The 26,097-nt window shown below is 75.5% G+C and carries 25 protein-coding genes; 14 read left to right on the forward strand and 11 right to left on the reverse strand.

The annotated features are described in order from the left end of the window. Positions 1-27: 27 nt before the first annotated feature. Positions 28-321, forward strand: a complete 294-nt coding sequence (locus WIS52_RS02910) for a hypothetical protein (protein WP_349296487.1) — start codon at positions 28-30, stop codon at positions 319-321. 124 nt (positions 322-445) lie between these two features. Here WIS52_RS02910 and WIS52_RS02915 read toward each other — a convergent pair whose 3' ends face one another. The 3 genes from WIS52_RS02915 to WIS52_RS02925 form a co-directional block, all read right to left on the reverse strand. After that, entirely contained in the window at positions 446-1,294 is an 849-nt protein-coding gene (locus WIS52_RS02915) for a CBS domain-containing protein (RefSeq protein WP_349296488.1), read from the reverse strand. 66 nt (positions 1,295-1,360) lie between these two features. Further along, the gene (locus WIS52_RS02920; RefSeq protein ID WP_349296489.1) at positions 1,361-4,828 is read right to left on the reverse strand and encodes a bifunctional proline dehydrogenase/L-glutamate gamma-semialdehyde dehydrogenase; all 3,468 of its coding nucleotides are present in this window, start codon (positions 4,826-4,828) and stop codon (positions 1,361-1,363) included. 67 nt (positions 4,829-4,895) lie between these two features. Then, positions 4,896-5,582, reverse strand: coding sequence for a maleylpyruvate isomerase N-terminal domain-containing protein (locus WIS52_RS02925; protein WP_349296490.1), 687 nt, complete (start codon positions 5,580-5,582; stop codon positions 4,896-4,898). A gap of 157 nt (positions 5,583-5,739) precedes the next feature. On the opposite strand from WIS52_RS02925, the gene WIS52_RS02930 reads away from it, so the two are divergent. From WIS52_RS02930 to WIS52_RS02940, 3 genes are all read left to right on the forward strand, one after another. Continuing rightward, positions 5,740-6,618, forward strand: coding sequence for a DUF4190 domain-containing protein (locus tag WIS52_RS02930; RefSeq protein WP_349296491.1), 879 nt, complete (start codon positions 5,740-5,742; stop codon positions 6,616-6,618). 73 nt (positions 6,619-6,691) lie between these two features. Beyond that, positions 6,692-7,129, forward strand: a complete 438-nt coding sequence (locus WIS52_RS02935) for a hypothetical protein (RefSeq protein ID WP_349296492.1) — start codon at positions 6,692-6,694, stop codon at positions 7,127-7,129. A gap of 26 nt (positions 7,130-7,155) precedes the next feature. After that, on the forward strand, positions 7,156-7,929 hold the full coding sequence (locus WIS52_RS02940) for a PIG-L deacetylase family protein (protein ID WP_349296493.1): 774 nt from the start codon (positions 7,156-7,158) through the stop codon (positions 7,927-7,929). 25 nt (positions 7,930-7,954) lie between these two features. On the opposite strand, the gene WIS52_RS02945 is transcribed toward WIS52_RS02940, so the two are convergent. Next, on the reverse strand, positions 7,955-8,893 hold the full coding sequence (locus WIS52_RS02945; protein ID WP_349296494.1) for an ATP-binding protein: 939 nt from the start codon (positions 8,891-8,893) through the stop codon (positions 7,955-7,957). Beyond that, on the reverse strand, positions 8,890-9,807 hold the full coding sequence (locus WIS52_RS02950; RefSeq protein ID WP_349296495.1) for an MEDS domain-containing protein: 918 nt from the start codon (positions 9,805-9,807) through the stop codon (positions 8,890-8,892). Before WIS52_RS02950 ends, WIS52_RS02945 begins: the two co-directional genes overlap by 4 nt. Positions 9,808-9,996: 189 nt before the next feature. Between WIS52_RS02950 and WIS52_RS02955 the strand changes: the two genes are divergently transcribed. After that, positions 9,997-10,227, forward strand: a complete 231-nt coding sequence (locus tag WIS52_RS02955) for a hypothetical protein (protein WP_349296496.1) — start codon at positions 9,997-9,999, stop codon at positions 10,225-10,227. A 31-nt stretch (positions 10,228-10,258) separates the two neighbouring features. Here the strand turns inward: WIS52_RS02955 and WIS52_RS02960 are convergent, their stop codons facing one another. Further along, positions 10,259-11,293 carry an NAD(P)-dependent alcohol dehydrogenase gene (locus WIS52_RS02960; protein WP_349296497.1) on the reverse strand — a complete coding sequence of 345 codons (1,035 nt, stop codon included), beginning with the start codon at positions 11,291-11,293 and terminating at the stop codon, positions 10,259-10,261. A gap of 64 nt (positions 11,294-11,357) precedes the next feature. On the opposite strand from WIS52_RS02960, the gene WIS52_RS02965 reads away from it, so the two are divergent. Genes WIS52_RS02965 through WIS52_RS02975 form a run of 3 tightly spaced genes read left to right on the forward strand, consistent with a single transcriptional unit; the run spans position 11,358 to position 13,807 of the window. Then, complete coding sequence (locus tag WIS52_RS02965; protein WP_379610115.1) at positions 11,358-11,846, forward strand: TetR family transcriptional regulator; 489 nt, start codon at positions 11,358-11,360, stop codon at positions 11,844-11,846. A gap of 21 nt (positions 11,847-11,867) precedes the next feature. Then, positions 11,868-13,490, forward strand: coding sequence for a benzoylformate decarboxylase (gene mdlC, locus WIS52_RS02970; RefSeq protein ID WP_349296498.1), 1,623 nt, complete (start codon positions 11,868-11,870; stop codon positions 13,488-13,490). A 29-nt stretch (positions 13,491-13,519) separates the two neighbouring features. Next, positions 13,520-13,807 carry a YrhK family protein gene (locus WIS52_RS02975; RefSeq protein WP_349296499.1) on the forward strand — a complete coding sequence of 96 codons (288 nt, stop codon included), beginning with the start codon at positions 13,520-13,522 and terminating at the stop codon, positions 13,805-13,807. 3 nt (positions 13,808-13,810) lie between these two features. Here WIS52_RS02975 and WIS52_RS02980 read toward each other — a convergent pair whose 3' ends face one another. From WIS52_RS02980 to WIS52_RS02990, 3 genes are read right to left on the reverse strand one after another with little or no spacing between them, the layout of a single operon-like run. Then, positions 13,811-16,603: a molybdopterin-dependent oxidoreductase gene (locus WIS52_RS02980; RefSeq protein ID WP_349296500.1), complete on the reverse strand. Its 2,793-nt coding sequence runs from the start codon at positions 16,601-16,603 to the stop codon at positions 13,811-13,813. Continuing rightward, the gene (locus WIS52_RS02985) at positions 16,600-17,397 is read right to left on the reverse strand and encodes an FAD binding domain-containing protein (RefSeq protein WP_349296501.1); all 798 of its coding nucleotides are present in this window, start codon (positions 17,395-17,397) and stop codon (positions 16,600-16,602) included. The genes WIS52_RS02980 and WIS52_RS02985 overlap by 4 nt, the downstream gene beginning before the upstream one ends. Positions 17,398-17,401: 4 nt before the next feature. Further along, positions 17,402-18,751 (reverse strand): 8-oxoguanine deaminase, encoded by a 1,350-nt coding sequence (locus WIS52_RS02990; protein ID WP_349296502.1) that lies wholly within the window; start codon positions 18,749-18,751, stop codon positions 17,402-17,404. A gap of 105 nt (positions 18,752-18,856) precedes the next feature. On the opposite strand from WIS52_RS02990, the gene WIS52_RS02995 reads away from it, so the two are divergent. Beyond that, positions 18,857-20,560, forward strand: coding sequence for a PucR family transcriptional regulator (locus WIS52_RS02995; protein ID WP_349296503.1), 1,704 nt, complete (start codon positions 18,857-18,859; stop codon positions 20,558-20,560). 32 nt (positions 20,561-20,592) lie between these two features. On the opposite strand, the gene yidC is transcribed toward WIS52_RS02995, so the two are convergent. Beyond that, the gene (gene yidC / locus WIS52_RS03000; protein ID WP_349296504.1) at positions 20,593-21,486 is read right to left on the reverse strand and encodes a membrane protein insertase YidC; all 894 of its coding nucleotides are present in this window, start codon (positions 21,484-21,486) and stop codon (positions 20,593-20,595) included. A gap of 177 nt (positions 21,487-21,663) precedes the next feature. Next, complete coding sequence (locus WIS52_RS03005) at positions 21,664-21,984, reverse strand: DUF6412 domain-containing protein (protein WP_349296505.1); 321 nt, start codon at positions 21,982-21,984, stop codon at positions 21,664-21,666. 143 nt (positions 21,985-22,127) lie between these two features. Here WIS52_RS03005 and WIS52_RS03010 point away from each other — a divergent pair, with 143 nt between their 5' ends. From WIS52_RS03010 to ureG, 5 genes are read left to right on the forward strand one after another with little or no spacing between them, the layout of a single operon-like run. Continuing rightward, a complete protein-coding gene (locus tag WIS52_RS03010; RefSeq protein ID WP_349296506.1) occupies positions 22,128-22,430 on the forward strand; it encodes an urease subunit gamma in 303 nt (100 codons plus the stop codon). Beyond that, complete coding sequence (locus WIS52_RS03015) at positions 22,427-22,753, forward strand: urease subunit beta (protein ID WP_349296507.1); 327 nt, start codon at positions 22,427-22,429, stop codon at positions 22,751-22,753. The genes WIS52_RS03010 and WIS52_RS03015 overlap by 4 nt, the downstream gene beginning before the upstream one ends. Beyond that, positions 22,750-24,468, forward strand: a complete 1,719-nt coding sequence (locus tag WIS52_RS03020) for an urease subunit alpha (RefSeq protein ID WP_349296508.1) — start codon at positions 22,750-22,752, stop codon at positions 24,466-24,468. Before WIS52_RS03015 ends, WIS52_RS03020 begins: the two co-directional genes overlap by 4 nt. Beyond that, positions 24,468-25,370 (forward strand): urease accessory protein UreF, encoded by a 903-nt coding sequence (locus tag WIS52_RS31645; protein ID WP_379610109.1) that lies wholly within the window; start codon positions 24,468-24,470, stop codon positions 25,368-25,370. Before WIS52_RS03020 ends, WIS52_RS31645 begins: the two co-directional genes overlap by 1 nt. After that, positions 25,360-26,097 (forward strand): urease accessory protein UreG, encoded by a 738-nt coding sequence (gene ureG / locus WIS52_RS03035; protein WP_349296509.1) that lies wholly within the window; start codon positions 25,360-25,362, stop codon positions 26,095-26,097. Before WIS52_RS31645 ends, ureG begins: the two co-directional genes overlap by 11 nt.

Raw genomic sequence — 26,097 nt, forward strand, 5'->3', positions numbered from 1 at the left:
ACCACCGGCGCAGGAAGAAGGATCATCGTGAAGACCCTCGTGCGTGCCGTCGTCGTCTGCGTCATCGCGCTCGTCGCCGCCGCCATCGCCGCCGGAGTCGCCTCGGCCCAGGAGCCGGAGCCGACCCCGGCCGACCAGGCCGCCCAGCTCGCCTGCCTGCAGCAGTACATCGACTTCGCGCAGCTCCCGCAGCAGGCGGTCGCCGACCCGGCGGCGTTCTCCGCGCTGGTCGCCGACGCAGCCACCAAGTGCGAGAACGTGACCGCCCCCGTTCCGGCCCCGGCGCCCGCGGCGCCGGCGGTCACCGCGCCGACCGGCTGACACCCGCCGCCGTCCGCGCATCCCGGCGCCGCACAGGTTCCGGCCGCGCCGCACGGGCTACGACCTGTGCGGCGGAGGCGGAACCTGTGCGGCGCGCTCGCGTCCGGGGTGCAGCAGCCGGGCTTCAGAGCAGGTCGCTGCGGCTGACCACGCCGACCAGCACGCCGTCGTCGTCGATCACGGGGACCACCCGGAACCCGCGTTCGGACAGCAGCTGGTCGGCGTCGGCCAGCGGGTCGGCCGGCCGGACGACCTCGACGTCGCGGGTCATCAGCCCGGCCACGGTCCGGGACCGGGTCCGGCGGCCACCGTCCAGCGACCCGCTCATCAGGTCCGCCTCGGACACCACGCCGAGCAGCCGTTCGTCGGCGTCCACCACCGGCACGGCGGTGAACCGGTAGGACAGCAGCACCTCGGCGGCCTCGTCGAGCGAGGTGTCCGGCGAGATCGCGACGAGCCCGCCGTCGGTCATCACGTCCAGCACCCGCAGCTCCGACACCGGACGGCCGCCGATACGGCCGGCGCCCCGGGGCATCATCGCCTCCGGCAGCGGGCCGGACAGCCCGGCTCCGCCGATCCGCCGCGCCGCCCGGCGGATCGCACCGCCGGAGTGCCGGCGGCGCAGCAGGTCGCTGCGGGTGATCACCCCGACCAGGATTCCCTTGTCGACGACCGGCACCAGCCGCAGCTCCCCGTAGGCCCGCATCCGGTGCGCGACGATCGAGATGTTGGTCGTCGGCCACATCGTGACGACCTGCTCGGTCATCGCGTCGCCGACGGTCGCGGCCGGGTTCTTCCGGTTCCGCAGCACGTCGACCAGGCTGATCACGCCGACCAGGGCGAACCGCCGGTCCACGACGGGCAGCGCGGAGAACCGCGACTCGGCCATCCGGTCCTGCGCGCGGGACAGCGGGGCGTCCGCCCACACCGTCACGACGCGCCGGGTCATCACATCGCGAGCCCGCAGCACCATAGAAGGCACCGTAGGTGCTGTGAGTACTTTTCGTGGCTCCGGCAACGAAAAGTACTCACGGGCGCGTCAGCGCCTCTCGAGGTGCCCGAACCGGTGCCGGGTCCGGCTGATCGCCTGCTCGCGCAGCACGGTCAACAGCTCCCGCCGCCCGTCGACGAGGACCGGGGTGTCCACGATCGACGCCCCCGCCTCGACGGCCGCCGTCCGCAGCTCCGCCGGAACCGTGCCGAGCGCCCGGATCCGGCCACCCGGCTCCGGGGTCAGGGTCGCGCCGGCGTGCACCCCGCCCGGCAGGGCGCCGTCCGGGACACCGGGACCGTGCAGCCGGACCCCGACGCCGGCCGTCGCCGCGGTCAGCAGCACCCGCAGCACGTCCGCGCGGGTGGTGCCCTCGCCGGCCCACAGGGTCAGTGCCGGCAGCGGCCGGTAGCGGAAGACGTTGGACTCCGCGGCCAGCCCGGTCGGGTCGTGCTCGACCGAGAACTCGTCGCGCCAGGCCGCTACATCCGAGGCGGCCGCGCGTTCCAGGCGTTCCCGGTCCCCACGGTCCAGGTCGGACGCCGCATCCAGTACGCGGGCGGCGTCGCGCCCCGGCACGGCGGTCGCGACGGAACCGGCATCCGCCGACGACTCGATGCCGGCCGCCGGCGCGGCCGGACCGTCGTGCCAGGTCCCGAACTGCGCGACGTAGTTCGGTCCGCCCGGCTTCGCGCCCGGGCCCAGCACGGAACCCTTCCAGCCGCCGAACGACTGCCGCTGCACGATCGCGCCGGTGATGTGCCGGTTGACGTAGGCGTTGCCGACCTCGACCCGCTCCTCCCAGCGCGCGATCTCGTCCTCGTCGAGCGAGTGGATGCCGCCGGTGAGCCCGAACCCGGTGTCGTTCTGCCAGCGGATCGCCTGGTCCAGGTCCTTCGCCGCCATCAGGCCCAGCACCGGCCCGAAGCACTCGGTGCGGTGGAACCAGCTGCCCGGCGCCACCCAGGCCCGCACGCCCGGGCTCCAGAGCTTCTCCCCGAGCCGGCGCGGCTCGACCAGCCAGCGCTCGCCCGGCTCGAGGGTGGTCAGCGCCCGGACCAGCTTCTCGGAGGGGTCGTCGACGAGCGGGCCCATCGTCGTGGACAGGTCCGACCCCGGGCCGACCCGCAGTGTCCGGACGGCGTCGACGAGCTGGCGGCGCAGCCGCCGCCCGGTCTCCGAGCCGGTCGCGGCCGGCCCGACGAGGATCGCCAGCGACGCGGCCGAGCACTTCTGTCCCGCGTGTCCGAACGCCGAGCGGACGAGGTCGGCCACGGCCAGGTCCGGGTCCGCCGCGGGTGTGATGATCAGGGCGTTCTTGCCGCTGGTCTCGGCGACCAGGTTCAGGTCGGGCCGCCAGGACCGGAACAGCGCCGCGGTCTCCGACGATCCGGTGAGCACCACCCGGTCGACCTCGGGGTGGGTGACCAGCCGGCCTCCGGCGTCGCCCTCGTCTGTGGGCAGCAGCTGCAGCGCCTCTGCCGGGATCCCGCCGCGGTGCAGCGCCGCGACGCCCACCTCGGCACAGGCCCGCACCTGCGGTGCCGGCTTGAGCAGCACCGGCGCGCCCGCCGCGAGCGCGGCCAGGCAGCCCCCCAGCGGGATCGCGACCGGGAAGTTCCACGGCGGGGTCACGGCGACGACCCGGTCCGGGGTGAAGGGGGCACCGTCGAGCTCGGCGGCCCGCTCGGCGTAGTAGGCGGCGAAGTCGACCGCTTCGGAGATCTCCGGATCGGCCTCGGCGACGGTCTTGCCGCCCTCGGCGATCATCGTGGACAGCAGCGGGCCGCGCGCCGCGGCCAGCGCCCGGGCGGCCCGGCGCAGGATCGCGGCCCGCTCGGCGGCCGGCACGTCACGCCAGCCCGACTCGCGCGCCCGACGCACGGCGGCGTCCACCTCGGACGGATCGGTGACGACCGCGACCTCCGTCCGCGACGCGGTCACGGTCGCCGCCCGGCGGGCCCAGTCCCGGTTCGCCGGCAGCGAGGGATCGGTGTCCGGCTCGCCCACGAAGCCGGGCGTGACGGGGCCGTCCGGCAGCGGACCGTCCTTGCCGACCGGCGCGTCGACGTTCCGGTCCTGGGTGCGGGCCGGGGTGTCGGCGACGGCGTCGCGGTCGCGCACCGACGCGAGGAACCGGTCCAGGTAGGACGACGGGCCCGCGTCCGGGGTGAACAGCGCGTAGAGGTAGCCCTCCGGCGAGGCGTTCTCCTCCAGCCGCCGGACCAGGTAGGACACCGCGGTGTCGAAGTCGCCGCGGTGCACCACCGGGGTGTAGAGGACGAGCTTCGACCCGGGCCCGGACTCCGGCAGGTCCTCGGCGACGGCCCGGGCGAACGCCGGCGCCATCCCCTGCAGCATCTCCAGGTCGAGCTGGGCGCGGGCACCGCGGGCCTCGGCGAGCTCGAGGGCGAGCGCCACGTGGTGCAGGTGGTGGCTGGCGACCCCGAGACGGAGCGGGTGCGAGCCGTGGACCGGCGCACCGCCGGCGACCGCGTGCCCGCCGATCGCGCGGTCCAGCAGCCGGACGTAGTTGGCGTCCACCTCGGCCTTGGTCACGTACGGCGCCTGCGGCCAGTCGTGCACCTCGGCGTCGACCTTCTCCATGGCCAGGTTGGCGCCCTTGACCAGCCGCACCTTGATCGGCGCCCCGCCCGCCGCCGCACGACGGGCGGCGAACTCGCCGAGCTCGTCGAGCGCGGCGACCGAGTCGGGCAGGTAGGCCTGCAGCACGATCCCGGCCGGCAGGTCGCGGAACTCCGGGCGGGACAGCAGCGTGGTGAACAGCGCGACGGTCAGGTGGAGGTCCTTGTACTCCTCCATGTCCAGGTTCACGAACACGCCGCCGTCGCGGGCCTGGCGGTAGAGCGGCACCAACCGCTCGACCAGGCGGTCCCGGCTGCCCTCCAGGTCCCACGGGACGAGCTGGGAAGCCACCGACGACGCCTTCACCGACACGTGGTCGACGCCCTGGCGGCGCAGCAGCGCGATCGTCCGCTCCAGGCGGCGGTCGGCCTCGGCCTCGCCGAGCACCGCCTCGCCGAGCAGGTTGAGGTTGAGCCGATGCCCCTCGGCCTCCGCGGCGGCGAGCCGGCGGCGCAGCGAGCGCCCGCCGGCGTCGACGATCAGGTGGCCGACCAGCGACCGCAGCCGAGCCCTCGCGGCCGGGACGACGACGTGCGGCAGCGCGGGCGCCAGCCGCGCCCCGGCCCGCAGCAGCAACCGGTCGGTCCCGCCGACGAACCCGGGCAGCTCCGCCCCGGCCCCGGTCAGACGGGCCAGCTCACGCGCGGCGACCCGGTCGTCGGCGGGGCGGGCGACCCGGTCGACGAACCGCAGCGTGAAGTCGACCCCCGCGGGGTCGTGCATCAGCTCGGCGAGCCGGGCCGTCGGGTCGTCACGCCCGACGGCCGGGTCGGATCCGGTGCGCTCGGTCCAGCGGCGCACGCGCGCGACGGCGCGCTCGATCAGCGCGTCGTCGAGCGCGGGGACGGGGTGGGTGGATTGCACGCTCACGCCGCACAGTCTGGACCAATGTCAGGACCGTGTCACGTTCATGGTCCTGACAATTCGGGGACGGCGGTCACGACTCGTCGAGATCGGCCCCGGGCAGCGGGCCCAGCATCGCGAACGCGTCGAGGTGGGGCTCGACATCGCCGCGCTCGACCCAGGACCGCAGCTGGGCCGCCGAGCGGCGGGTGACCAGGGCGCGGGCCAGGTGGAAGTCCGTCGTGCGGACGACGACGGCCGCGTCGCCCTCCTCGCCGGACGACACCCACCGCCATCCGTCCCCGACCAGCGCGATCGGCGGCAGGTCGGCGGCCTCGGCCCGGAACCGGCCGGCGAACTTGTCGCGCAACGCGTGCAGGCCGGGGGTGTGCTGGGCGCCCGGCTCACCGAGCGCGCCGCGCAGGTCCTGCTCGTGGATGATCACGTCGCCGAGCGGACGGGTGGTGTGGGCCCGCATCCAGTCCTGCATCGGACCGGTCAGCGACTCCCACTCGGCGACGAGCTCGCCGACGTCGCGGTCCCGCCGCCGCTCGACCTGCGCCCGGGTCCACCGCTCGTTGTGGTCGTCCGGCTCGTCGCCCGCGACGACGTCCGCACCGAGGCCGACCATGTGCGAGAACAGGTCCCGCACGGTCCAGTCCGGGCAGGCCGGGACGGTCAGCCCGGACCGGTCGGCCGGCAGGTCCCGGACCAGGTCGATCACCCGGCGCTGGGCCCGGGTCCATTCCTCGATCTCGTCGATGCCGCTCACGCCGGGCATCCCACCACGGTCCGCGTGCCGTCGCAGGCGGAACACCGGCACCCCTCGGGCGGGCGGTTCGGTTGGACCTGCGGCGCACGTGCCGGGATCATCGGCCCAGAGCATCGTCGGCAGCGCCGAGGGCCCGTCGCGGGCCGGGTCGGCGGAGAGGACCACCGTGAGCAGCCCACCGCCCTACCCGGGTCAGCCGGGTGACCCGCAGGACCCCGACCGGCCGGAGCGGCCCGTTCAGGGCGAGGCCGGGTCCGGTGACCAGCCGACCCAGCAGTACGACGCGGGCCACGGCGGCGCGCAGGCCGCCGGGCAGCAGGGGACGCAGGGGATGCCGCAGTACGGCGGGCAGGAGGGGTACGGCGGGGCGCACTACGGCGGGCAGCCCTACGGCGGTTCCCCGCCCGGCGATCAGCAGTACGGCGGCGCCGGGCAGTACGGCCAGCAGTACGGCGCCCCCCAGTACGGCGGTCCCGGGCAGTACGGCCAGCAGTACGGCCAGCAGTACGGCGGCCCTCAGCAGGGTGACCCGCAGTACGGGGCCCAGCAGCCCTACGGCGGGCCGCAGTACGGCAGCCCCCAGCACGGCGACCAGCAGCAGTACGGCGGCTACCCGGCACGCCCCGCCGGCACCGACGGCGGCTACGGCTACGGCGGCGGCGGTCAGGGCGCCCCGCCGCGCAACGGCGTCGGGACCGCCGCGCTGGTGTTCGGCATCCTCGCCCTGCTGTCCGCGATCGTCCTGATCGGCGGCGTGCTGGGCCTGGTCGCCGTCGCGCTCGGCATCATCGGCATCTCCCGCGCCGCCCGGGGTGTCGCCACCAACCGCGGCGTGGCCATCAGCGGTCTGGTGCTGGGCCTGCTGGGCATCATCGGGTCGGTACTGGTCGTCGTGTTCGCCGTCGGGATCTTCAACCAGGTCGGCGGTGGCGAGTTCTACGACTGCGTCCAACGGGCCGGGAGCGACCAGGCCGCGATCGAGCAGTGCCAGCGCGACTTCCAGGACCAGCTGGAGCGGCAGGTCCAGGAGCCCGGCGGCTCCTGACCGCGCTGGGGCGCACGAGGGGCGCGGCGCGATCGGACGCGCGCCCCGGCCACGGCCCGGCGAGACTGGCCGGGTGCTGACCGCCGCCGTCGTCCAGGCCGCCGCGACGCTGTTCCTGACCGGGGTGGCCTGGACGGTCCAGGCCGTGGTCTACCCGGCGTTCGCGCACGTCCCGGCGGGTGCGGCGTGGCGGCGGCACCACGAGACGCACAGCCGCGCGATCACCGCGGTGGTCGGGCCGCCGTGGGTCGTCCAAGGCGTCGCCACCGCCGTCCTGCTGGTCCTCGCCCCCCGCGAACCTCTGGTGTGGACGGTGGCGGTGCTCGCCGCGGCCGGCGTCGCCGTCACCCTGCCCGCCGCCTCCCTGCACGGCCGGCTCGACCCGCACACCGCGCCGGACGGCCTGCGCCGCCTGCTGCGGCTCAACCTGGCCCGGGCCCTGGTCTGGTCCGCCGGGTCGGTCGCGGCCGGCCTGCTCGTGCTGGGCGTCACGTCCCCGGGGTCGCCGTGAGCGGCACGCGGTGGTCGGATGGAGCCGTGTCCGAGCAGACCGACAGCACCGACCGCACCGCCTCCGACGACCGCGCGCACACCCGCATCGACCGGGCGCTGGTGATCGCCGCGCACCCCGACGACATCGACTTCTCCTGCAGCGGCACCGTCGCCGTCTGGACCGACGCCGGCGTCGACGTCACCTACTGCCTGGTCACCGACGGCGACGCCGGCGGCTTCGACCCGGCGGTGCCGCGCTCGGACATCGCCGGGATCCGGCAGGCCGAGCAGCGCAAGGCGGCGGCCGCCTGCGGCGTCACCGACGTGGTGTTCCTGGGGTACCCCGACGGCCGGCTCACGGTCACCCTGGAGCTGCGCCGCGACCTGGCCCGGGTGATCCGGCAGGTCCGGCCGGACCGGGTCGTCGTGCCGCAGCCGGTGCGCGACCTGCGGAGCATGTACGGCAGCCACCCCGACCACACCGCCACCGGCGAGGCCGCGCTGTGCGCCGTCTACCCGGACGCTCGCAACCCCTGGGCCCACCCGGAGCTGGCCGCCGAGGGCCTCGAGGCGCACACCGTGCCCGAGGTGTGGGTGCTCGGCGGCGCCCCGGACGACGACCCGGACGGGGCCCGGCACGTCGACATCACGGGCACGTTCGACCGCAAGATCGCCGCGCTGCGGGCGCACGAGAGCCAGACCGCGCACATGACCGACCTCGAGGACATGCTCGGCCGGTGGGCCGGCTCCCAGGCGACGCGCGCCGGGTTCCCGCACGGCACGCTCGTCGAGTCGTTCCACCGCCTCGACACCCGCTGAGCGGGACCGGCGCCCGCGCCCGTGGTCAGGCCGCGGCGCGGATCCGGACGTGCGTGCCCTCCACGTCGGCCCAGACGTGCAGCAGGTCGCACAGCTGGCGGGCGATCCAGATCCCCCGTCCGTGCTCGGCCCCGGGGTCCGGCGGTGCGAGCCCGGGCAGCGGGTCGGCGAGGGTGCCGGAGTCGTGGATCTCGCAGACGACGTCGGCGTCCGGGGTCCAGAGCATCAGCCGGGCCTTCCCGCCGCCGTGCTGCACGGCGTTCGTCGCGACCTCGTTGACCGCCACCGTCACGTCCTCGGCCCGGCTCCGCGTGAACCCCTGCTCGCGCATCGCCCGGTCGACCGCCGCGCGGACGTCCCGCAGCCGGACGCCGTCGAACGCGAGGTCCACCAGTGGCGGCCCGAGCTCGGCCGGGACCGGTGCGGGCCGCTCGGCGAGCAGCCGCCGCGGGTCGCACGCCTCGCCGGTCGGCACCAGGTCGCCGTCGTGCAGGTCGAACGGGTGCGCGGCGCGGGCGGCCGGCACGAGCGGCTGGGGCAGCTCGTCCGGGAAGAAGCAGAGCAGCTCCAGCGGCAGGTCGGCCAGCGCGACGTGCACCGCCGCCTCGATCTCGTTCCAGTAGGCGTCCGCGCCGCTGTGCACGGCCGCGTGTTCGGCGACCACGGTGAGCGGGCCGCCGATGCGTTCGGCGTGGGCACGCAGCACCCGGGCCGCGCGCACCGCGTCCGTCTGTCCCGACGGGCCGTCGGGCCCGGCCTGCCGCTCCAGCCGGAGCAGGCCGGCGACCGCGTCGGCGCCGAGCTCGTCGGCCACCCGGCCCCGCAGCGCGACCTCGGTGGCCGGCCGCAGCTCGACCGCGACGGTGCCGCCCTCGCGCAGCGCGCCGACGACGACGTCGCCCAGCCGGGCGTGCAGGTCGGTGTCGCCGGAGTACCAGCACAGGGCGTGGCGCAGCGCGGTCACCCCGCACCTCCTGCCGCGAGCGCCAGCGCGTCGGCCGTGCACAGCGCGGTCCGGTCCCGCACCTTCATCTCGAGCTGGGGGGCGAAGGCGGCGCCGCACCGGTCGAGCAGCCGGGCGATCCCCGGCCGCACGTTGTCCAGCCGCAGGCGCAGCGTCACCGGGAGCTCCTCGGCCGCGTGCACGACGCTCACCGCCGACGCGACGTCGCAGAACCGCAGCGAGGCCAGATCGACCGACAGCACGTCGTTGTCGACGTCGCCGCGCGCGATCCGGTCCAGGTAGCGGCCGATCACCCGGCGCATCAGCGGCCGGTTGACGTGGTCGACCTCGCCGGCCAGCCGGATCCGGTCCGGGGCGGACTCGGTGATCCGCAGCAGGCTGTCGTCGTAGACCGGGGGCGACTCGATCTCGACGGCGTGCAGCCGGCGCATGGTCGCGATCAGGTCGTCCGGGTAGCGGGCGTGGTCGTAGATGCACAGTCCGTGCACGGGCCGGCCGCGCATGGCGTCGTCGAGGACCTGGTCGTACTCGTCGAGCCGCTGCCCGCCCTCGCGGGTCAGGCCGTGGTTCATCTGGCCGGTGAACCGCAACCCGTTCCAGCCGTCGTCGATGGCGGACTGCATGTTGTGCTCGAGCACGCCGCCCAGCTCGTCCATCGGGGCCAGCAGCGCGGCCCGGGTGAACTCCTGCGGCACGAGCTGGAACTGGCCGGTGCGCAGCGGTTCGGTGACGTCGACGCCGTCGTCGCACAGCCGGGCGAGCACCGCGTCGGCGGTGTCGTCGTCGAAGTAGGACACACGCTCCCCGGCGGCCAGCCCACCGGCGAGGAACTGCGACACCATCTCGCACATCTGCTCGTCGCCGACCGGCACGGCGAGGACGTGCGACGACGGGTCGGCACGCTCCGGAGTCACGGTCACCCGGTACCCCCGTCGCTCCTGGTGATCACAGAGACACGATAGGTGGTCACCTCTCCGGACGCGAGTGGTGGGGTCGATCACTCCGACCGGGTTCCGTGCAAGGTGCGCCGAGGCGTAGAGTTAGCCGGACCGAACTCCTCTGTTCGGGATGCGCTCACCGCGCGTCGGCGAGAGGTGGTCACCATGTTCCGAGCCGCTCCGGCCCGAGGCACCGTCTCCGTGCGGCCGGTCGCGCTGGCCGGGCTGCTCATGGTCCTGCTCGCCGCCGCCACGATCGCCTCCGTACACACCGCCCCGGCCGCGGTCACGCTGCTGCTGGCCGCCGCCGCGCTGAGCGTGCGGCCGCTCGTCGTGCTGCACCACCGCCGCGCCGCACCGGCGGCCGAGGTCCCGGCGGTCCGGCCCACCTCCTGACGGCGGTCGGCCGGCGCCCCGGACCGCCTCCTCAGGCCGACGCGACGTCCAGCACGTACCGGAACCGGGCCTCGCCGCGCGCCAGCCGGTCGAGCGCCTCACCGAGCCGGTCCGCGGGGAGCACCTCGACGTCGGCGGTGATCCCGTGCGCTGCGCTGAAGTCGAGCATCTCGCGGGTGATCGGCACCCCGCCGGACCCGGTGCCGGCGATCCGCTTCTCCCCCACGATCAGGCTCATCGGGTCCACGGCCAGGGTCTTCGGCGGGATCCCGGCCAGCACGTAGGTGCCGTCCACCCGCAGCGCCCGCAGGTAGGGATCGAGATCCAGGCCCGCCCCGGTCGTGTCGAGCACCAGGTCGAGCGAGCGGGCCGCCCCGGCCATCGCCGCCGCGTCGGAGGTGACGACGACGTCGTCGGCGCCGAGCGCGAGCGCGGCGTCCCGCTTGGCCCCGCTCGAGGTCAGGGCGACGGTGTGGGCGCCGAGCGCGCGGGAGAACTTCAGCGCCAGGTGCCCGAGCCCGCCGACCCCGACCACCCCGACCGAGACGCCCGGGCCGGCGCCGAACCGGCGCAGCGGCGCGAAGGTGGTGACCCCCGCGCACATCAGCGGCGCCGCGGCGGCGGGATCGAGGCCCTCCGGCAGCGCGTACACGAAGTGCCGGTCGACGACGATCGTCGTCGAGAACCCGCCCATCGTCGTCCCGCCCGAGTACGGGTCCGGTCCGCCGTAGGTGAGCGTCGGGAACGCGGCGCAGTCGTTCTCCCGCCCGGCGCGGCACTCCTCGCACACCCGGCAGGACCCGACGATGTTGCCGACCGCGACCCGGTCCCCCGGCGCCAGGTCGGCCACCGCGGAACCGACGGCGTCCACCACGCCGGTCATCTCGTGCCCGGCGACCAGCGGGAAGGCGGCGGGGTCGGATCCGCGCAGCGCGTGCAGGTCGGTCGCGCAGACGCCGCAGTGGGTCAGCCGGACCACGACGTCGTCCGGTCGCGGGTCACGCCGCGCGACGGTCGTCCGTGCGGGTGCCGCGCCGGACTCCCGCACGAGGGACGGAACCGCCACCCGCCGCCGCCTGCTCGACGCCGCGGCGGCCGAGTTCTCGCGGCACGGGATCGCCGGCGCCCGGGTGGACCGGATCGCCGAGGCGGCCGGGGCGAACAAGGCCCAGATCTACGCCTGGTTCAACTCCAAGGACGGCCTGTTCGACGCGGTGTTCGCCGAGCACCTCGCGCTGATCGTGAACATGGTGCCGTTCGACGCCACCGACCTGTCCGGGTACGCGGCCCGGCTCTACGACGCCTATCTGGAGCGCCCGGAGGTCGTCCGGCTGGCGGCCTGGGCCCGGCTGGAACGCGTGCCGACCGGGGACCTGCTGGAGGCGGCGACCGACCAGATGGCGGACAAGACCGCCGCGGTGCGGGAGGCCCAGGACGCCGGGCTGATCGACCCCGCGCTCGCTCCGCACGACGTCTACGCGATGGTGATCGGGCTGTCGCTGGCGTGGTCGCCGGTGTCCCCGACGGTCACCGCGGACGCCGGCGACGACCCGGCCGAGCACGCGCGGCACCGGTCCGCGCTGGCGGCCGCCGCCGGTCGGGCCTTCCGCCCCGGCTGATCGCGTCCTACCGTGCGGGTCGTGACGACCATCGGTGACGTCAGCTGGCAGGTCCTGCGCGCGCACGGGATCGACACCGTGTTCGGCAACCCCGGGTCGAACGAGCTGCCGTTCCTGGCCGCGATGCCCGAGGGCACCCGGTACGTGCTCGGCCTGCACGAGGGCGCGGTGCTCGGCATGGCCGACGGCTACGCCCAGGTCACCGGCGGACCCGCGCTGGTGAACCTGCACGCCGCGTCCGGGTCCGGCAACGCGATGGGCGCGCTGACCAACGCGGTCTACTCGCACACCCCGCTGGTGCTCACGGCCGGGCAGCAGGTCCGCTCCACGGTCGGCCAGGAGGTGATGCTGACCAACGTGGACGCGGCGTCGCTGACCCGGCCACTGGTCAAGTGGGCCGCCGAGCCGCTGGATCCGCAGGACGTGCCGCGCGCGCTGTCCCAGGCGGTGCACACCGCGCTGCTGCCGCCGCGCGGCCCGGTCTACCTGTCGGTCCCCTACGACGACTGGGCCGCCGAGGCCGCCCCGGCGGCGTCGCACCTGCCCGGGCGGCGCACCACCCCGGCGGCCGCGCTCGACACCGGTGCCCTCGACGAGCTCGCCGGGCTGCTCGCCGGCGCCCGCAACCCGGTGCTGGTGCTCGGCCCGCAGGTCGACGCCGACCGCGCGAACTCCGACGCGGTGCGGCTCGCCGAGTCGCTCGGGTGTCCGGTGTGGATCGCCCCGTCGGCGTCGCGCTGCCCGTTCCCGACCCGGCACCCGGCGTTCCGGGGTGTGCTGCCGGCGTCGGTGCGGGCGGTGACCGAGCGGCTCGACGGCCACGACGTGGTCCTCGTCGCCGGGGCGCCGGTGTTCCGCTACCACCAGTTCCTGCCCGGTGACCTGCTGCCCGAGGGCGCGCGGCTGCTGCACCTGACCGCCGACCCGGACGAGGCCGCCCGCGCCCCGGTCGGCGAGGCCTGGGTCGCCCCGGTCGGCCCCGCGCTGGCCGCCCTCGCCGGGCGGGTCCCGGCCTCCGGCCGCCCGCCGCTGCCGCCGCGTCCGCCGTTCCCCCGGCCCGCCTCCGCGACCGGTCACGTACCGCCGGAGGAACTGTTCGCGCTGGTCCGCGAGGCCGCCCCGGACGACGCGGTGCACGTGGTCGAGTCGACATCCACCGCGGAGGCCTACTGGGCCCAGGCCGACCTCGCCGCACCGGGGGGCTACCTGTTCCCCGCCTCGGGCGCGCTCGGGTTCGGGCTGCCCGCCGCGGTCGGTGCCCAGCTCGCGCACGGGTCCGCGCGCCGGGTGGTCGCCCTCGTCGGCGACGGGTCGGCGAACTACGGCATCACCGCACTCTGGACGGCGGCGCAGTACCGGGTCCCGGTGGTGTTCGTGATCCTCAAGAACGGCACCTACGGAGCGCTGCGCGGATTCGCCGGCCTGCTGGGCACCGGCGAGACCCCGGGGCTGGACGTGCCCGGCCTGGACTTCGTGAAGATCGCCGAGGGGTACGGCGTCCCGGCGGTGTCGGTCCGCGACGCCGCGGCGACCGCCGCGGCCCTCAAGGAGGCGTTCGACGCCGACGGTCCCCGGCTGCTCGAGGTCGTCACCGGCCCCGGAGTGGACGGAGACCACCGGCTCGCCGCGTTCCGCAACGGGTGATCACGGACACGGCCGGGTAGTCCCGCGTCGTGGGGATCAGCGAGAGCGGGCGGACGGTCACCGTGCGGGTCGGCGACCGGGAGCTGGTGATCCGGCGCCGCTACGAGGTGCTCAGCATCGTCAACGACATCCTCATCGGACTGTGGTTCCTCATCGGCAGCGTGCTGTTCCTGTCCGCGTCCACCACCCGGCTGGGGACCTGGCTGTTCATCGTCGGCTCGATCGAGCTGCTGATCCGCCCGGCGATCCGGCTGGCCCGGCACGTGCACCTGCGCCGCATCTCCGGCGGCGCGTCCCAGGCCGACCGCGACTTCTGAGCCTCAGCCCCCACCCGCGGCCAGCCGCCACACCCGGTCCCGGGAGAACGGCTGGTGGTAGGGCCGCACCCCCAGCGCGCGGCGGATCGCGTTCCCGATCGCCGGGGCGACCGGGTTGTAGGGCGCCTCGCTCATCGACTTCGCCCCGAACGGCCCGAGGTCGTCGGAGGTCGACGCGAACAGCACCTCCACCGGCGGCACGTCGACCATCTGCGGCACCCGGTAGGTGCGGAAGACCGGGTTGGTGACCGCGCCGTCGTCGCCGACGTACACCTCCTCGTAGAGCGCGCTGCCCATCCCCATCGCGACGCCGCCCTCGATCTGGCCGCGCAGCTGCTCCGGGTTGAGCACGGTGCCCGCGTCGGCGGCGTGCACCGCGCGCAGCACCCGCACCTCGCCGGTGCCGGGGTGCACCGCGACCCGCACGCCGTGCACGTTCGCGGTGATCGCCCGCTCCGCCCCCGGCTCGGTGCCTTCGCAGGTCAGTCCCTCGGGGGCCCCGGCCGCCGCGAGCACCTCCGCGGCCGTCCACTCGCGACCGTCCGTGCGGACGCCGCCGGGGTGCAGTGTCCCCTCCCCGGTGACGTCCAGGATCCTCCCGCGCAGCGCCAGCGCGGCCCGGTACAGCGCCTTGCCGGCGACCGTCGTCCCGGCCGAGGCGAACGCGCCGGTGTCGTAGCCACAGGCGTCGGTGTCGCCGTGCCGGATCTCGATCCGGTCCGGGGTGGTGCCGAGCACGTCGGCGACGACCTGGCGGTGCGTGGTGGTGGTCCCGTTGCCGAACTCGACGGTGCCGACGCCGATCCGGTAGCGCCCACCGGGCAGCAGGGTCACCGTCGCGGTGGCGGCGTGCCCGAACGGCGCCATCGTCGTCATCATGCCCAGCGCCATGCCCTCGCCGACCTGCCAGCCGTCCGGCGCGGGTGCGCCCGGGTCCCGGCGCAGCGCGTCCTGGACCAGGTCCAGGCACTGGTCCATGCCGTAGCTGGTCCAGTGCAGGTCGTGTTCCGGCTCGGGACGGTGCGCGACGTGCAGCGGGTCCCCGGCGCGGACCATGTTGACCCGCCGCAGCTCGTAGGGGTCGATGCCGAGCTCCACGGCCAGCTCGTCCATCGCGGACTCGACGCCGAGCAGCACCTGCCCGAGCCCGTAGCCGCGGAACGCTCCACTGGGGACGTTGTTGGTGTAGACGACCTCGGCGTCGAGGTGCTTGACCGGGCAGTTGTAGACGCTGACCGACTCGGCGACGGAGTGGAACAGCACCCCGCGGGAGTGGTTGCCGTAGGCGCCGGTGTCGGAGAGGACGTCGAGCTTCATCGCGGTGAGCCGGCCGCGCTCGTCGGCGCCGAGGGTGACGCCGACCCGCATCGGGTGCCGCACCGAGGTGCGGCCGAACTCCTCGGCCCGGGTGAACTCGTGGACGACGGTGCGTCCGGTCCGCAGCACGGCGAGCCCGACGAGGTCCTCGGCGAACATCTCCTGCTTGCCGCCGAAGCCGCCGCCGACCCGGGCGGTGTGCACCCGGACCCGCTCCTGGTCGAGTCCGAGCACGCGGGCCAGCTCGTCGCGGGTGAGGAACGGGACCTGCGTGCCGGAGCGCAGCACCAGCCGGCCGTCGGGGTCGAGCGAGCCGATCGCGCCGTGGCACTCGAGCTGGGCGTGGCTGACCCGGCTGGTGGACCAGGTCCCGGACACCGTCACGCGCGACGCGGCCAGCGCCGCGCCGACGTCGCCGCCGTGCCCGCCGTGCAGGGCCAGGACGACGTTGCGGCCGGCGTCGTCGACCCGGTCCTCCGGGGTGCGGTCCGGGTGCAGCAGCGGCGCCCCGGGCGTACGCGCCTCCTCCGGGTCGAGGACGGCGGGCAGCACCTCGTAGTCGACCTCGATCAGCCGGGCGGCGGCCTCGGCCTGCGCCGGGCCGTCCGCGACGACGGCGGCGACCCGCTGCCCGACGTGCCGCACGACGTCGTCGAGCATCCGGGTGTCGTCCGGGTCGTCGGTGCGGTGCTCGTGCCGGCCGGTCGAGTAGCGCAGCTGCGGGACGTCGTGGTGGGTGAGCACCAGGTGCACGCCGGGCGCGGCCTCGGCGGCGGTGGTGTCGATCGAGCGGATCCGGGCGTGCGCGTGCGGGGAGCCGAGGATTCGCAGGTGCAGCGCGCCGGTGAGGTCGGTGTCGAAGGTGAAGGGCTCGGTGCCGGTGACGACGCGTTCGGCGGCCGGGGGCCGGGCGGAGTGGCCGACGCCGCCCGAGCAGGCGCCCGTGCCACCGCGCTTCCCGGCCGCGCCGCACACGCCCACCGCGTCGCACGCACGGACCGTTGGTGGCGGCTGCTGCCACGAGGGGTCCGTGCGTGGCGACCGGGCGCGGACTCCGGCCTCGATCGACTCCCGGATCGACCGGTAGCCGGTGCACCGGCACAGGTTGCCCTTCATCCGGCGCGGGAGGTCGTCCAGGTCGGACTCGTCCAGTGTGGATGCGGTGACGATCTGTCCGGCGGTGCAGAACCCGCACTGGAACCCGAAGTGGTCCACGAACGCCTGCTGCATCGGGTGCAGGCTCCCGTCGGCGCCGGTCAGGCCGGTGACGGTGGTGATCTCGGCGCCGTCGAGGCGCTGGGCCGGGACGATGCAGGAGTGCACCGCGCGCCCGTCGAGCAGCACCGTGCAGGCACCGCAGTCCCCGGCGTCGCAGCCCTTCTTGACCCCGGCGTGGCCGTGCTCGCGCAGGAAGGTCCGGGTGCACTGTCCCGGGCGCGGTTCTCCGTCGATCTCGACGCCGTTGATCCTGACCTTCACCCGGCCAGCTCCTCGTGGATCTCGGCGAGCAGGTGTGCGCTGACCGCGCGCCGCCAGTCGGCGCTGCCCAGCGGATCGGAGTAGTAGCCGGTGAGGGCTTCGGCGTCGGCGCGCAGCCGCCGCACACCGGGGAGCCCGGGATAGCGCAGCACCGTCGGCGCGGCCGTCGCGGCGGTGATCCCGAAGCAGACGGCGCCGCCGGGGTCGACCCGTCCGGTCAGCACCGCCCCGGAGCGGCCCAGCTCGGCGAGCGCGATCCTGCGGAACGCGGTGCGCGCCCGCAGCGCGTGCGCCGGGAGCTCGAGGGAGCGCAGCACCTCGCCGGGGCGCAGCGCGTTGGTGCCGTTCCCGGTGACCAGCTCGGCCACCGGGACCCGGTACCGCCCGCCGTCCGGGGTCCAGACCAGCGCGACGCCGTCGAGCGCGGTGCAGAGCGCGACCATCCCGGCGGCGGCGAAGGACCGGCAGACGTTCCCGCCGACGGTCGCGGTGTGCCAGATCTTCTCCGACGCCAGCAGCGCGTGCGCGCACTGCGCGAACAGCGGCCGCCCGGTCGCCCCGCCGTACGCCGCGAGCTCGGCGATCGTGGCGGTCGCGGCGATCTCCAGCCCGCCGTCGTCGTGCACGACGATCGGGTCCCAGCCCATCGTCGTCAGGTCGACCAGCCCGGTGACGTCGGACTGCGGTTCGGAGAACAGCCAGGTCCCGCCGCCGAGCAGCCGCTCGCCGGGTGCGAGCGCGAGGTCGGCGCGGTCGTGCGCCCGGCGGAAGCCGGTGACGGTGTGCAGGTCCACCCGCTCACCCGGCCTTGTCGATCAGGTCGCGGTGCACCGCGGCGCACTCGGCGGCGACGGCGTCGGTGTCGACGGTGACGACCCGGCCGGACTCGACGACCGGGCGCCCGTCGACGAGCAGCAGCTCCAGCGGCGGCGGCGACCCGAGGACGAGCGCGGCGACCGGGTCGGCGACGTCGGCGTGTGCGAGCCCGTCGATCCGCCACAGCGCCAGGTCGGCGAGCCGGCCGGGCTCGAGGGCGCCGATCTCGTCGTCGCGGCCCAGCACCCGGGCCCCGCCGAGGGTGCCCAGCTCCAGGGCCTTGCGGACGCTCATCGCGGTCGGGCCGCCGACGGCGCGGGCGAACAGCACCGCGTGCTTGACCTCCTCCAGCAGGTGGGTGCCCTCGTTCGACGCGGCCCCGTCCACCCCGAGCCCGACCCGGGCGCCGGCGTCGACCAGGTCCCGGACCCGGGCGATCCCGGCGCCGAGCCGGCCGTTGGAGGTCGGGCAGTGCGCGACGCCGGTGCCGGTGGATCCGATCGTCTTCACCGCGTCGTCGTCGAGGTGCACGGTGTGCGCGAACCAGACGTCCTCGCCGGTCCAGCCGAGGTCGGCGACGTACTCGGTCGGGGTGCAGCCGAACCGCTCCCGGCAGAAGGTCTCCTCGTCGGCGGTCTCGGCGAGGTGGGTGTGCAGCCGGACGCCGAGCTCGCGGGCCAGCGCCGCCGAGTCCCGCATCAGCCCGCCGGTCACCGAGAACGGCGAGCACGGGGCGAGCGCGACCCGCAGCATCGAGCCCGGCGACGGGTCGTGCCAGCGGGCGACGGCGTCGGCGGACGCGGCCATGATCGCGTCGCGGTCCTCGACGACGTGGTCCGGCGGAAGCCCCCCGGCGCTGCGGCCCAGGTCCATCGAGCCGCGGGTCGGGTGGAACCGCAGGCCGACCTCGCCCGCGGCCCGGATCTCGGCGCCGAGCAGGTCACCGCCCTCGCGGGGGAAGACGTAGTGGTGGTCGGTGGAGGTGGTGCAGCCCGACAGCGCGAGCCGGGCCAGCGCCCCGGTGGCGCCGGTGTGCACGGCGTGCTCGTCGATGCCGGCCCACACCGGGTAGAGCGTGGTCAGCCACTCGAACAGCGTGTGGTCGACGGCCAGGCCGCGGGTCACCCACTGGTAGAGGTGGTGGTGGGTGTTGACCAGGCCGGGGGTGAGCAGGCAGCCGCGGCCGTCCACGGCCCGGTCCCGGCCCTCCCGCGGCGCCGGCCCGGGCCCGACGGCGACGATCCGGTTCCCCTCGACGACGACGTGCCCGCCCGGGTACTCCTGCCCGGTCACGGTGACGACGTGGGCGCCCTCGATGACAGTCCGCTGCACGGGTCCAGGGAACCGGGTCCGGGTCACCCGCAGAAGGCGCCGGGGTGACGAATCGTGTTCGCTTCGGGTGCCCGCCCTTGTAGATTCCTCCAGTAGGTTCCTCCAATGCTGCTGTCCGAGCTGGTCGCCGACCTGGGACTGCGCGTGCTGCACGGGCCCGGGGACTCCCTCGCGCGCCGGGTCCGGTGGGTCTACACCACCGATCTCCCGGACCCGTCGCGCTACCTGGGCGGCGGCGAGCTGGTGCTGTCCGGGCTGGTGTGGCATCACGGCCCGGACGACAGCGAGCGCTTCGTCGCCGCCGTCGCCGGGGCCGGGGCGACCGCGCTCGCGGCGGGCGAGGCCGCGTTCGGGGAGGTGCCCGCGGACGTCGTCGACGCCTGCCGCCGGCACGGCCTGGTGCTGCTCGCAGTGCCGGTGGACGTGTCGTTCGGGGTGGTGACCGAGGCCGTCGTCGGTGCGCTGTCCGCGGCCCGGGGTGACCGGCTCGCGCACTCGCTGGGCCGGCACCGGCGGCTGCTGGGCGCGCTGGCCGCGGGCGCGGAGCTCGACGAGCTGACCGCCGAGGTCTCCGCCGGGACCGGGCTGACCTGCCGGGTCCTCACGGCGGGCGGTCTCGTGCTGGCCGGGCCGCCGCTCCCCGACCCCGCGCGGGACGCGCTGGTCGCCGCGTTCCTCACCGCCGACCGGTTGCCGGCGACGGCGGGCCGCCACCTGCTGGTCCCGGCCGGGTCCGCGATCTCCCGGGCGGCCGGATGGCTGATCGCCGCCGAGCTCCCCGGCCCGGGCCGCGCCGGCGGGGCCGCGCCCGGAGGCGCCGGGTCGGGCCCACCGGACGGTGCGGCGGGCCCCGGCACACCTCACCCCACCGCTCGCGCGGGCGCGCCGGACGGCGCCGGACGATCGGGCCCTCCTGGCGGTGCGCCGGAGCCGGACCCCGACCTCGTCGACGCCGTCGGGGAACTCGCCGCGATCGCCGCGCTGGACCGGGCGCGCCGGCGGGAACGCGCCGCCGTCGCCCGCCCGATCGCCGACGACGCCCTGGCCCGGACCGCCGACGGGGAGGGTGACCGGCCGGAGACCCGGGTCCGGCTGCGCCAGGCCGGGCTGGAACCCGACGGGGCCCTGATCGTGCTCGTGCTGCGTGCCACCGGGACACCGGAGCCGGCGGGGACGGCGGTCGCCCTGCTGACCGACGCCCTCGCGGATGCGGGCCCGGCGGTCGTCGGTGTGCACGACGGCGCCGCCGTGGCGGTGCTCGCCGCCGACCCGCCCACCCGGACGGACCGGGGAGCCGGACCGCGCTCGGCCGCTCCCGCTCCGGTGTCGTGGCCGGACTCCGCGCTCGCCGCGCTGCACCGGCTGGCGCCCGGGCTCGGCGGGTGGCGGCTGCACGCCGGCGTCTCCCACCCGTCGGCCTCCGACGCGCTCTCCGGCGCGCTCGGCGAGGCCCTGCACGCGGCCGGGCTCGCCGCCACCCGCCCGGGGCCGGTCACCTCCGCCCGGGCCGGGGAGATCACCTCGCACGTGGCGCTGCTGGCCGGCGTGCCCGACGACGTCCGCCGCGGCTACGCCGCCCAGGTGCTCGGCCCGGTGCGCGAGCACGACGCGCGGTCCGGCACCGGGCTCGTCGCCACCCTGGAGACGTTCCTCGACGAGTCCGGGTCCTGGAGTCGCACCGCGGCGCGGCTGCACCTGCACGTCAACACCGTCCGGTACCGGATCGGGCGGGTCGAGGAGCTGACCGGCCGCGACCTCGGGCGCTTCACCGACCGCGTCGACCTCTACCTGGCGCTGGCGCGCTGGTGAGTGGTTGTCGCGGTCAGGACCGCGACGACCACTCACGAGCGCGACGCGCGGACCGGCTTCTGCCCCGGCTTCGGGGCGCGGGCCCTCGGGGCCGGCGGCGGGACGACGACCGGCGCCGGCCGGCGGTCCAGGATCCGGGTGAGCACGACCTGCTGGGCCAGCGTCGCGACGCTGCCGGTCAGCCAGTACAGCAGCAGCGCCACCGGCACCGGGAACAGCAGCCCGGCGGCCAGCACGCCGACCGGCGCGATCCACTTCAGGGCGGACATCACCTGCCCCATCCCGGCCGGCTGCGCCGAGACGTCGACGCCGCCCTGGGCAAACCGCATGCTCAGGTGGGTGGCCACCGCCGCGAGCACCGCCAGCGGCACGATCAGAGCCGCCGGCGCGCCGGACCCGACCGGCGCTCCCCCGAACGACGCGAGCTGCTCGGCCGGCATCCGCAGGAACGCCGACAGCGGCACCCCGAACAGCCGGGCCTGCAGGAACGAGGCGACCTGGTCGGGCGGGAAGGCGTAGTTCGCGATCGCCGCGTTCTCCGCGAAACTCAGGCCGGGCCGGTTGAACGAGCGCAGCACGTGCAGCAGGGCGATGAACACCGGGACCTGCAGGAACATCGTGCCCATCCCCTTCATCGGCGACGAGCCGTGCCTGCGGTGCAGCGCCGCGGTCTCCTCGGCGAGCCGGCGGGCGTCCTTCCCGTGCTTCTCGCGCAGCACGGTGAGCTGCGGGCCGAGCGCCCGGGTGAGCCGGGCGGCGCGCATCCGGGTCCACACCGAACGCACCAGCAGTGCCCGCACGGTGAGCACGAGGAACACCACCGACAGCGCCCACGCGACGCCGGAGGCCGGGCCGAGCACGAGCGCGAACAGCTCGTGCCAGGCGCGCATGACGAACGAGACGGGGTAGTAGAGGAAGTCGAGCATCAGGCCACCGCTTCCGGGTGGCCGGGGACGGGTCGAGACACGAAGGCTCCAGCGGTCGTCCGGACGGAAGGACTCGGACGCCGGAGCGCGGCGAAGGACGGGCTCCGCCCGCCCCACTCATGACGCTTCAGTTCGGCATGGCCGAACTACCGCGTCATGAGTGGGGCAGGAGAGGGGTCAGGCGGTCGCCGGCTCCGGCCGGAGCGCGCCGGGGGCCCGGGGGCGGGGACGGCCGGGGGCGTCGGGATCGCTGTGCCGGGGGACGCCGAGGGTCCGGCCGGCGCGGTGCCGTTCCCGGACGGTCGTGGCGGTGGTGACGATCGCGCGGACCTGCGCACCGGCACCCCGGCCGGCACAGGCCAGCAGGGCGAGCGCGACGACGGCGCCGAGGAGACCGGCGTCGCCGTCGGGGGTGAACAGGACGGGGACGAGCACCAGCAGCGTGGCGAGCACCATCGCCGCCGCGCCCCGCACCAGGGCAGGAGTCCGGTCCGTCACGGCCGCCACGGTACCGCCCGCACTCCCCGGTGGCGCGACATCGTGTGATCCGACAGGCTCCCGATCCGAGTTGATCACCGCGCGTCACCGGTCGAAACGTCGCGGACACGAGCCGGAAACACGACTTCGGAGAGAATGCGCCCATGCACCTCAGCCCCCAGGAGCGGGACAAACTGCTCGTCCACGTCGCGGCCGACGTCGCCCGCCGCCGTCGCGACCGGGGCCTGAAGATGAACTACCCGGAGGCGGTCGCGCTGATCACCGAACACGTCCTGGAGGGCGCCCGCGACGGGCGCACCGTCAGCGAGCTCATGTCCAGCGGCCGGGAGGTCCTGGGCCGCGACGACGTCCTGGACGGCGTGCCCGAGATGCTGGACTCGGTGCAGGTGGAGGCCACCTTCCCGGACGGCACGAAGCTCGTCACCGTGCACGGGCCGATCGCGTGATCCCGGGCGAGATCCTCGTCGGGGACTCCCCCGTCGAGCAGAACCCGGGCGGGGAGCGGGTCGTGCTGACCGTCGTCAACGCCGCGGACCGGCCGGTGCAGGTCGGTTCGCACTACCACTTCGCCGCCGCGAACCCGGGCCTGGAGTTCGACCGGGACGCCGCCTGGGGCCACCGGCTCGACGTCCCCGCCGGGACGTCGATGCGGTTCGAGCCGGGTGTCGAGCGGGAGGTGACGCTCGTGCCGATCACCGGTGCGCGGCGGGTCCCTGGCCTGCGGCCCGAGCAGGCCGGGAACCTCGACGAGCGGGGGTACGCGCAGTGACGAGCATCGACCGGGCCCGCTACGCCGACCTCTACGGCCCGACCGTCGGCGACCGGATCCGGCTCGCCGACACCAACCTGCTGATCGAGGTCACCGAGGACCGCTCGCGCGGGGCCGCGGCCGGCGACGAGGTGATGTTCGGCGGCGGGAAGGTCATCCGCGAGTCGATGGGGCAGGCCGCGGTGACCGCGGCGCACTGCCCGGACCTGGTGATCACCGGCGCGGTGATCCTGGACCACTGGGGCGTGGTGAAGGCCGACGTCGGTGTCAAGGACGGCCGGATCGTCGGCATCGGCAAGGCCGGCAACCCGGACACCATGGACGGCGTCGACCCCGCCCTGGTGATCGGCCCGGGCACCGAGGTGTTGTCCGGCAACGGGAAGATCCTCACCGCCGGCGCGATCGACGCGCACGTGCACTTCATCTGCCCGCAGCTGGTCGAGACCGCGCTCGCGTCCGGGGTCACGACGCTGTTCGGCGGCGGCACCGGGCCGGTCGACGGCTCCAAGGCCACCACCGTCACCCCCGGCCCGTGGAACATCGCCCGCATGCTGGCTGCGATGGACCACCAGCCGGTGAACCTGATGCTGCTCGGCAAGGGCAACACCGTCTCCACCGACGCGCTGCACGAGCAGCTCCGGGCCGGCGCGGGCGGGTTCAAGCTGCACGAGGACTGGGGCACCACGCCGGCCGCGATCGACGCCTGCCTGCGGGTCTGCGAGGAGACCGGTGTCCAGGCCGCGCTGCACTCCGACACGCTCAACGAGGCCGGCTTCCTGCAGTCCACACTGGAGGCCATCGCCGGCCGCTCGATCAACGCCTTCCACACCGAGGGTGCGGGCGGCGGGCATGCCCCGGACATCATCGAGGTGGTCGGCACGGACAACGTGCTGCCCTCGTCGACCAACCCGACCCGGCCGCACACCGTCAACACCCTCGACGAGCACCTCGACATGCTGATGGTGTGCCACCACCTCAACCCGTCGGTGACCGAGGACCTGGCCTTCGCCGAGTCCCGGATCCGGCCGACGACGATCGCCGCCGAGGACGTGCTGCACGACGTCGGCGCGATCTCGATGATGAGCTCGGACTCGCAGGCGATGGGCCGGATCGGCGAGGTGATCGTCCGGACCTGGCAGACCGCGCACGTCATGAAGGCCGCCCGCGGGCCGCTGCCCGGTGACTCCGACCGGGCCGACAACGTCCGCGCGCAGCGCTACGTCGCGAAGTACACGATCAACCCGGCGCTGGCGCACGGCACCGCGGCCGAGATCGGGTCGGTGGAGCTCGGCAAGCTGGCCGACCTGGTGCTGTGGGAGCCGAAGTTCTTCGGGGTGCGGCCCGCGGTGGTGCTCAAGGGCGGGTTCGCGGTGTGGGCGCAGATGGGCGACGCGAACGCCTCGATCCCGACCCCCGGCCCGGTCTACGGCCGCCCGATGTTCGGCTACGCGCACACCCCGGCCGCGCTGGGCTCGCTGACCTTCATGGCACCGTCCGCGCTGGCCGAGGGCGTACCCGAGCGGCTGGGCCTGGCGACGCCGTGCGTGCCGGTCGGCGACACCCGTTCGGTGCGCAAGCAGGCGATGGTGCACAACGACGCGACGCCCGAGGTGAAGGTCGACCCCGACTCGTTCGAGGTGCGGATCGACGGCGACGTGGTCGAGCCGGCCCCGGTCAGCGAGCTGCCGATGGCGCAGCGCTACTTCCTGTTCTAGTGGCCGGTCTCGCGTCCCTGGTGCTCGCCGACGCCCGCTTCCCGGGCGGCGGGCACGTGCACTCCGGCGGCCTGGAGGAGGCCGTCTCCCGCGGGGCTGTGTCCGATGTGGAGTCCCTCGGGAGCTTTCTCCGCGGCCGCCTGCGCACCGCCGGCCGGATCGCCGCCTGCTTCGCCGCCGCCGCCGCGCACCGCGCGCGCCCCGCCGCCTCCCACGAACGGACCCCTCGTGGCGAGGGTTTCGACGAAGGGTCCGCTCGTGAGGTTCCCGGGGAGGTCGGTCGCGGCCCCGCCGCCGACGCCGCCGCCCCCGCCGACGCCGCCGCCCCCGCCGACGCCGCCGCCCCCGCCGACGCCGCCGCCCTCTCCCACGAGCGGCCCCCTCGTGGCGAGGGTTTCGACGAAGGGTCCGCTCGTGACGTGCCGGGGGGCGGGTGGGGGGCGATGGACGCCGAGTTCGACGCGCGGACGCCGTCGGCGGCGCAGCGGGCGGCGTCGCGGGCCCAGGGGCGGGCGGCGCTGCGGGCGGTGCGGGCCGCGTGGCCGTCGCCGGTCCTGGACGCGCTCACCTCCGCGCACCGGCACCCGCACCACCCGCTGCTGGCCGGCGCGGTGATCGGCCACGCCGGCGAGGACCCGGCGGCGGCCGCACGCTGCGTCGGGTACCTGGCCGTCAGCGGGCCCGCCTCGGCGGCCGTCCGGCTGCTGGGACTGGACCCGTTCGCCGTCAACGCCGTTCTGGTCGCGCTCGGCCCCGACCTGGACGAGCTCACCGCTGAGGCCGCCGCGCTGGCGGCCGGTCCGGTCGCCGACCTCCCGGCGCCCGGTGCGCCGGTCCTCGACCTGATGGCCGAATCCCACGTCCGCCACCACCGCGAGAGGGTGCGTCTCTTTGCCTCCTGAACCGACAGCCACCGGACAGGGCCACGGTCACGGCCACGTGATCAGCTTCGACCCGACCGTCGCCGACCACGACCACCACTCCCCCACGCCGCACACCGGCCGCGCGGTGCGGATCGGGATCGGCGGCCCGGTCGGCTCCGGCAAGACCGCGCTGGTCGCCGCGCTGGCGCGCAGCCTGGCCGGCCGCGTCCGGCTGGCCGTGGTCACCAACGACATCTACACCACCGAGGACGCCGACTTCCTGCGCCGGGCCGGGGTGCTCGACCCGCAGCGGGTCGAGGCGGTGCAGACCGGGTGCTGCCCGCACACCGCGATCCGCGACGACATCACCGCCAACCTGGACGCGATCGAGCTCCTGGAGGAGCGGTTCGCCTCCGCCGACGAGGGCGGCCTCGAGCTGGTGCTCGTCGAGTCCGGCGGGGACAACCTCACCGCGGTCTTCTCCCGCGGCCTGGTGGACCGGCAGATCTTCGTCGTCGACGTCGCCGGTGGGGACAAGGTGCCCCGCAAGGGCGGGCCCGGCGTCACCACCGCCGACCTCCTGGTGATCAACAAGACCGACCTCGCGCCGCTGGTCGGTGCCGACCTCGGCGTCATGACCGGCGACGCCGCGACGATCCGCGGCGAGCTCCCGGTGATCGCGCAGTCGCTGGTCGAGGACCCGGGCGCCGGCGAGGTCGGCGCGTGGGTGCTGGAGCAGGTCGCGGCCGTCCGCGCGGCGGTCTGA

Origin of the sequence: Pseudonocardia nematodicida (assembly GCF_040105385.1) — a bacterium.
GTDB lineage: Bacteria > Actinomycetota > Actinomycetes > Mycobacteriales > Pseudonocardiaceae > Pseudonocardia > Pseudonocardia nematodicida.

Bases quoted from the DNA above. Each gene is read 5' to 3' on its own strand.
- WIS52_RS02915 (WP_349296488.1), bottom strand. From the start codon at position 1,294: ATGGTGCTGCGGGCTCGCGATGTGATGACCCGGCGCGTCGTGACGGTG.
- WIS52_RS02925 (WP_349296490.1), bottom strand. From the start codon at position 5,582: ATGCCCGGCGTGAGCGGCATCGACGAGATCGAGGAATGGACCCGGGCC.
- WIS52_RS02955 (WP_349296496.1), top strand. From the start codon at position 9,997: ATGTTCCGAGCCGCTCCGGCCCGAGGCACCGTCTCCGTGCGGCCGGTC.
- WIS52_RS02995 (WP_349296503.1), top strand. From the start codon at position 18,857: ATGCTGCTGTCCGAGCTGGTCGCCGACCTGGGACTGCGCGTGCTGCAC.
- yidC (WP_349296504.1), bottom strand. From the start codon at position 21,486: ATGCTCGACTTCCTCTACTACCCCGTCTCGTTCGTCATGCGCGCCTGG.
- WIS52_RS03010 (WP_349296506.1), top strand. From the start codon at position 22,128: ATGCACCTCAGCCCCCAGGAGCGGGACAAACTGCTCGTCCACGTCGCG.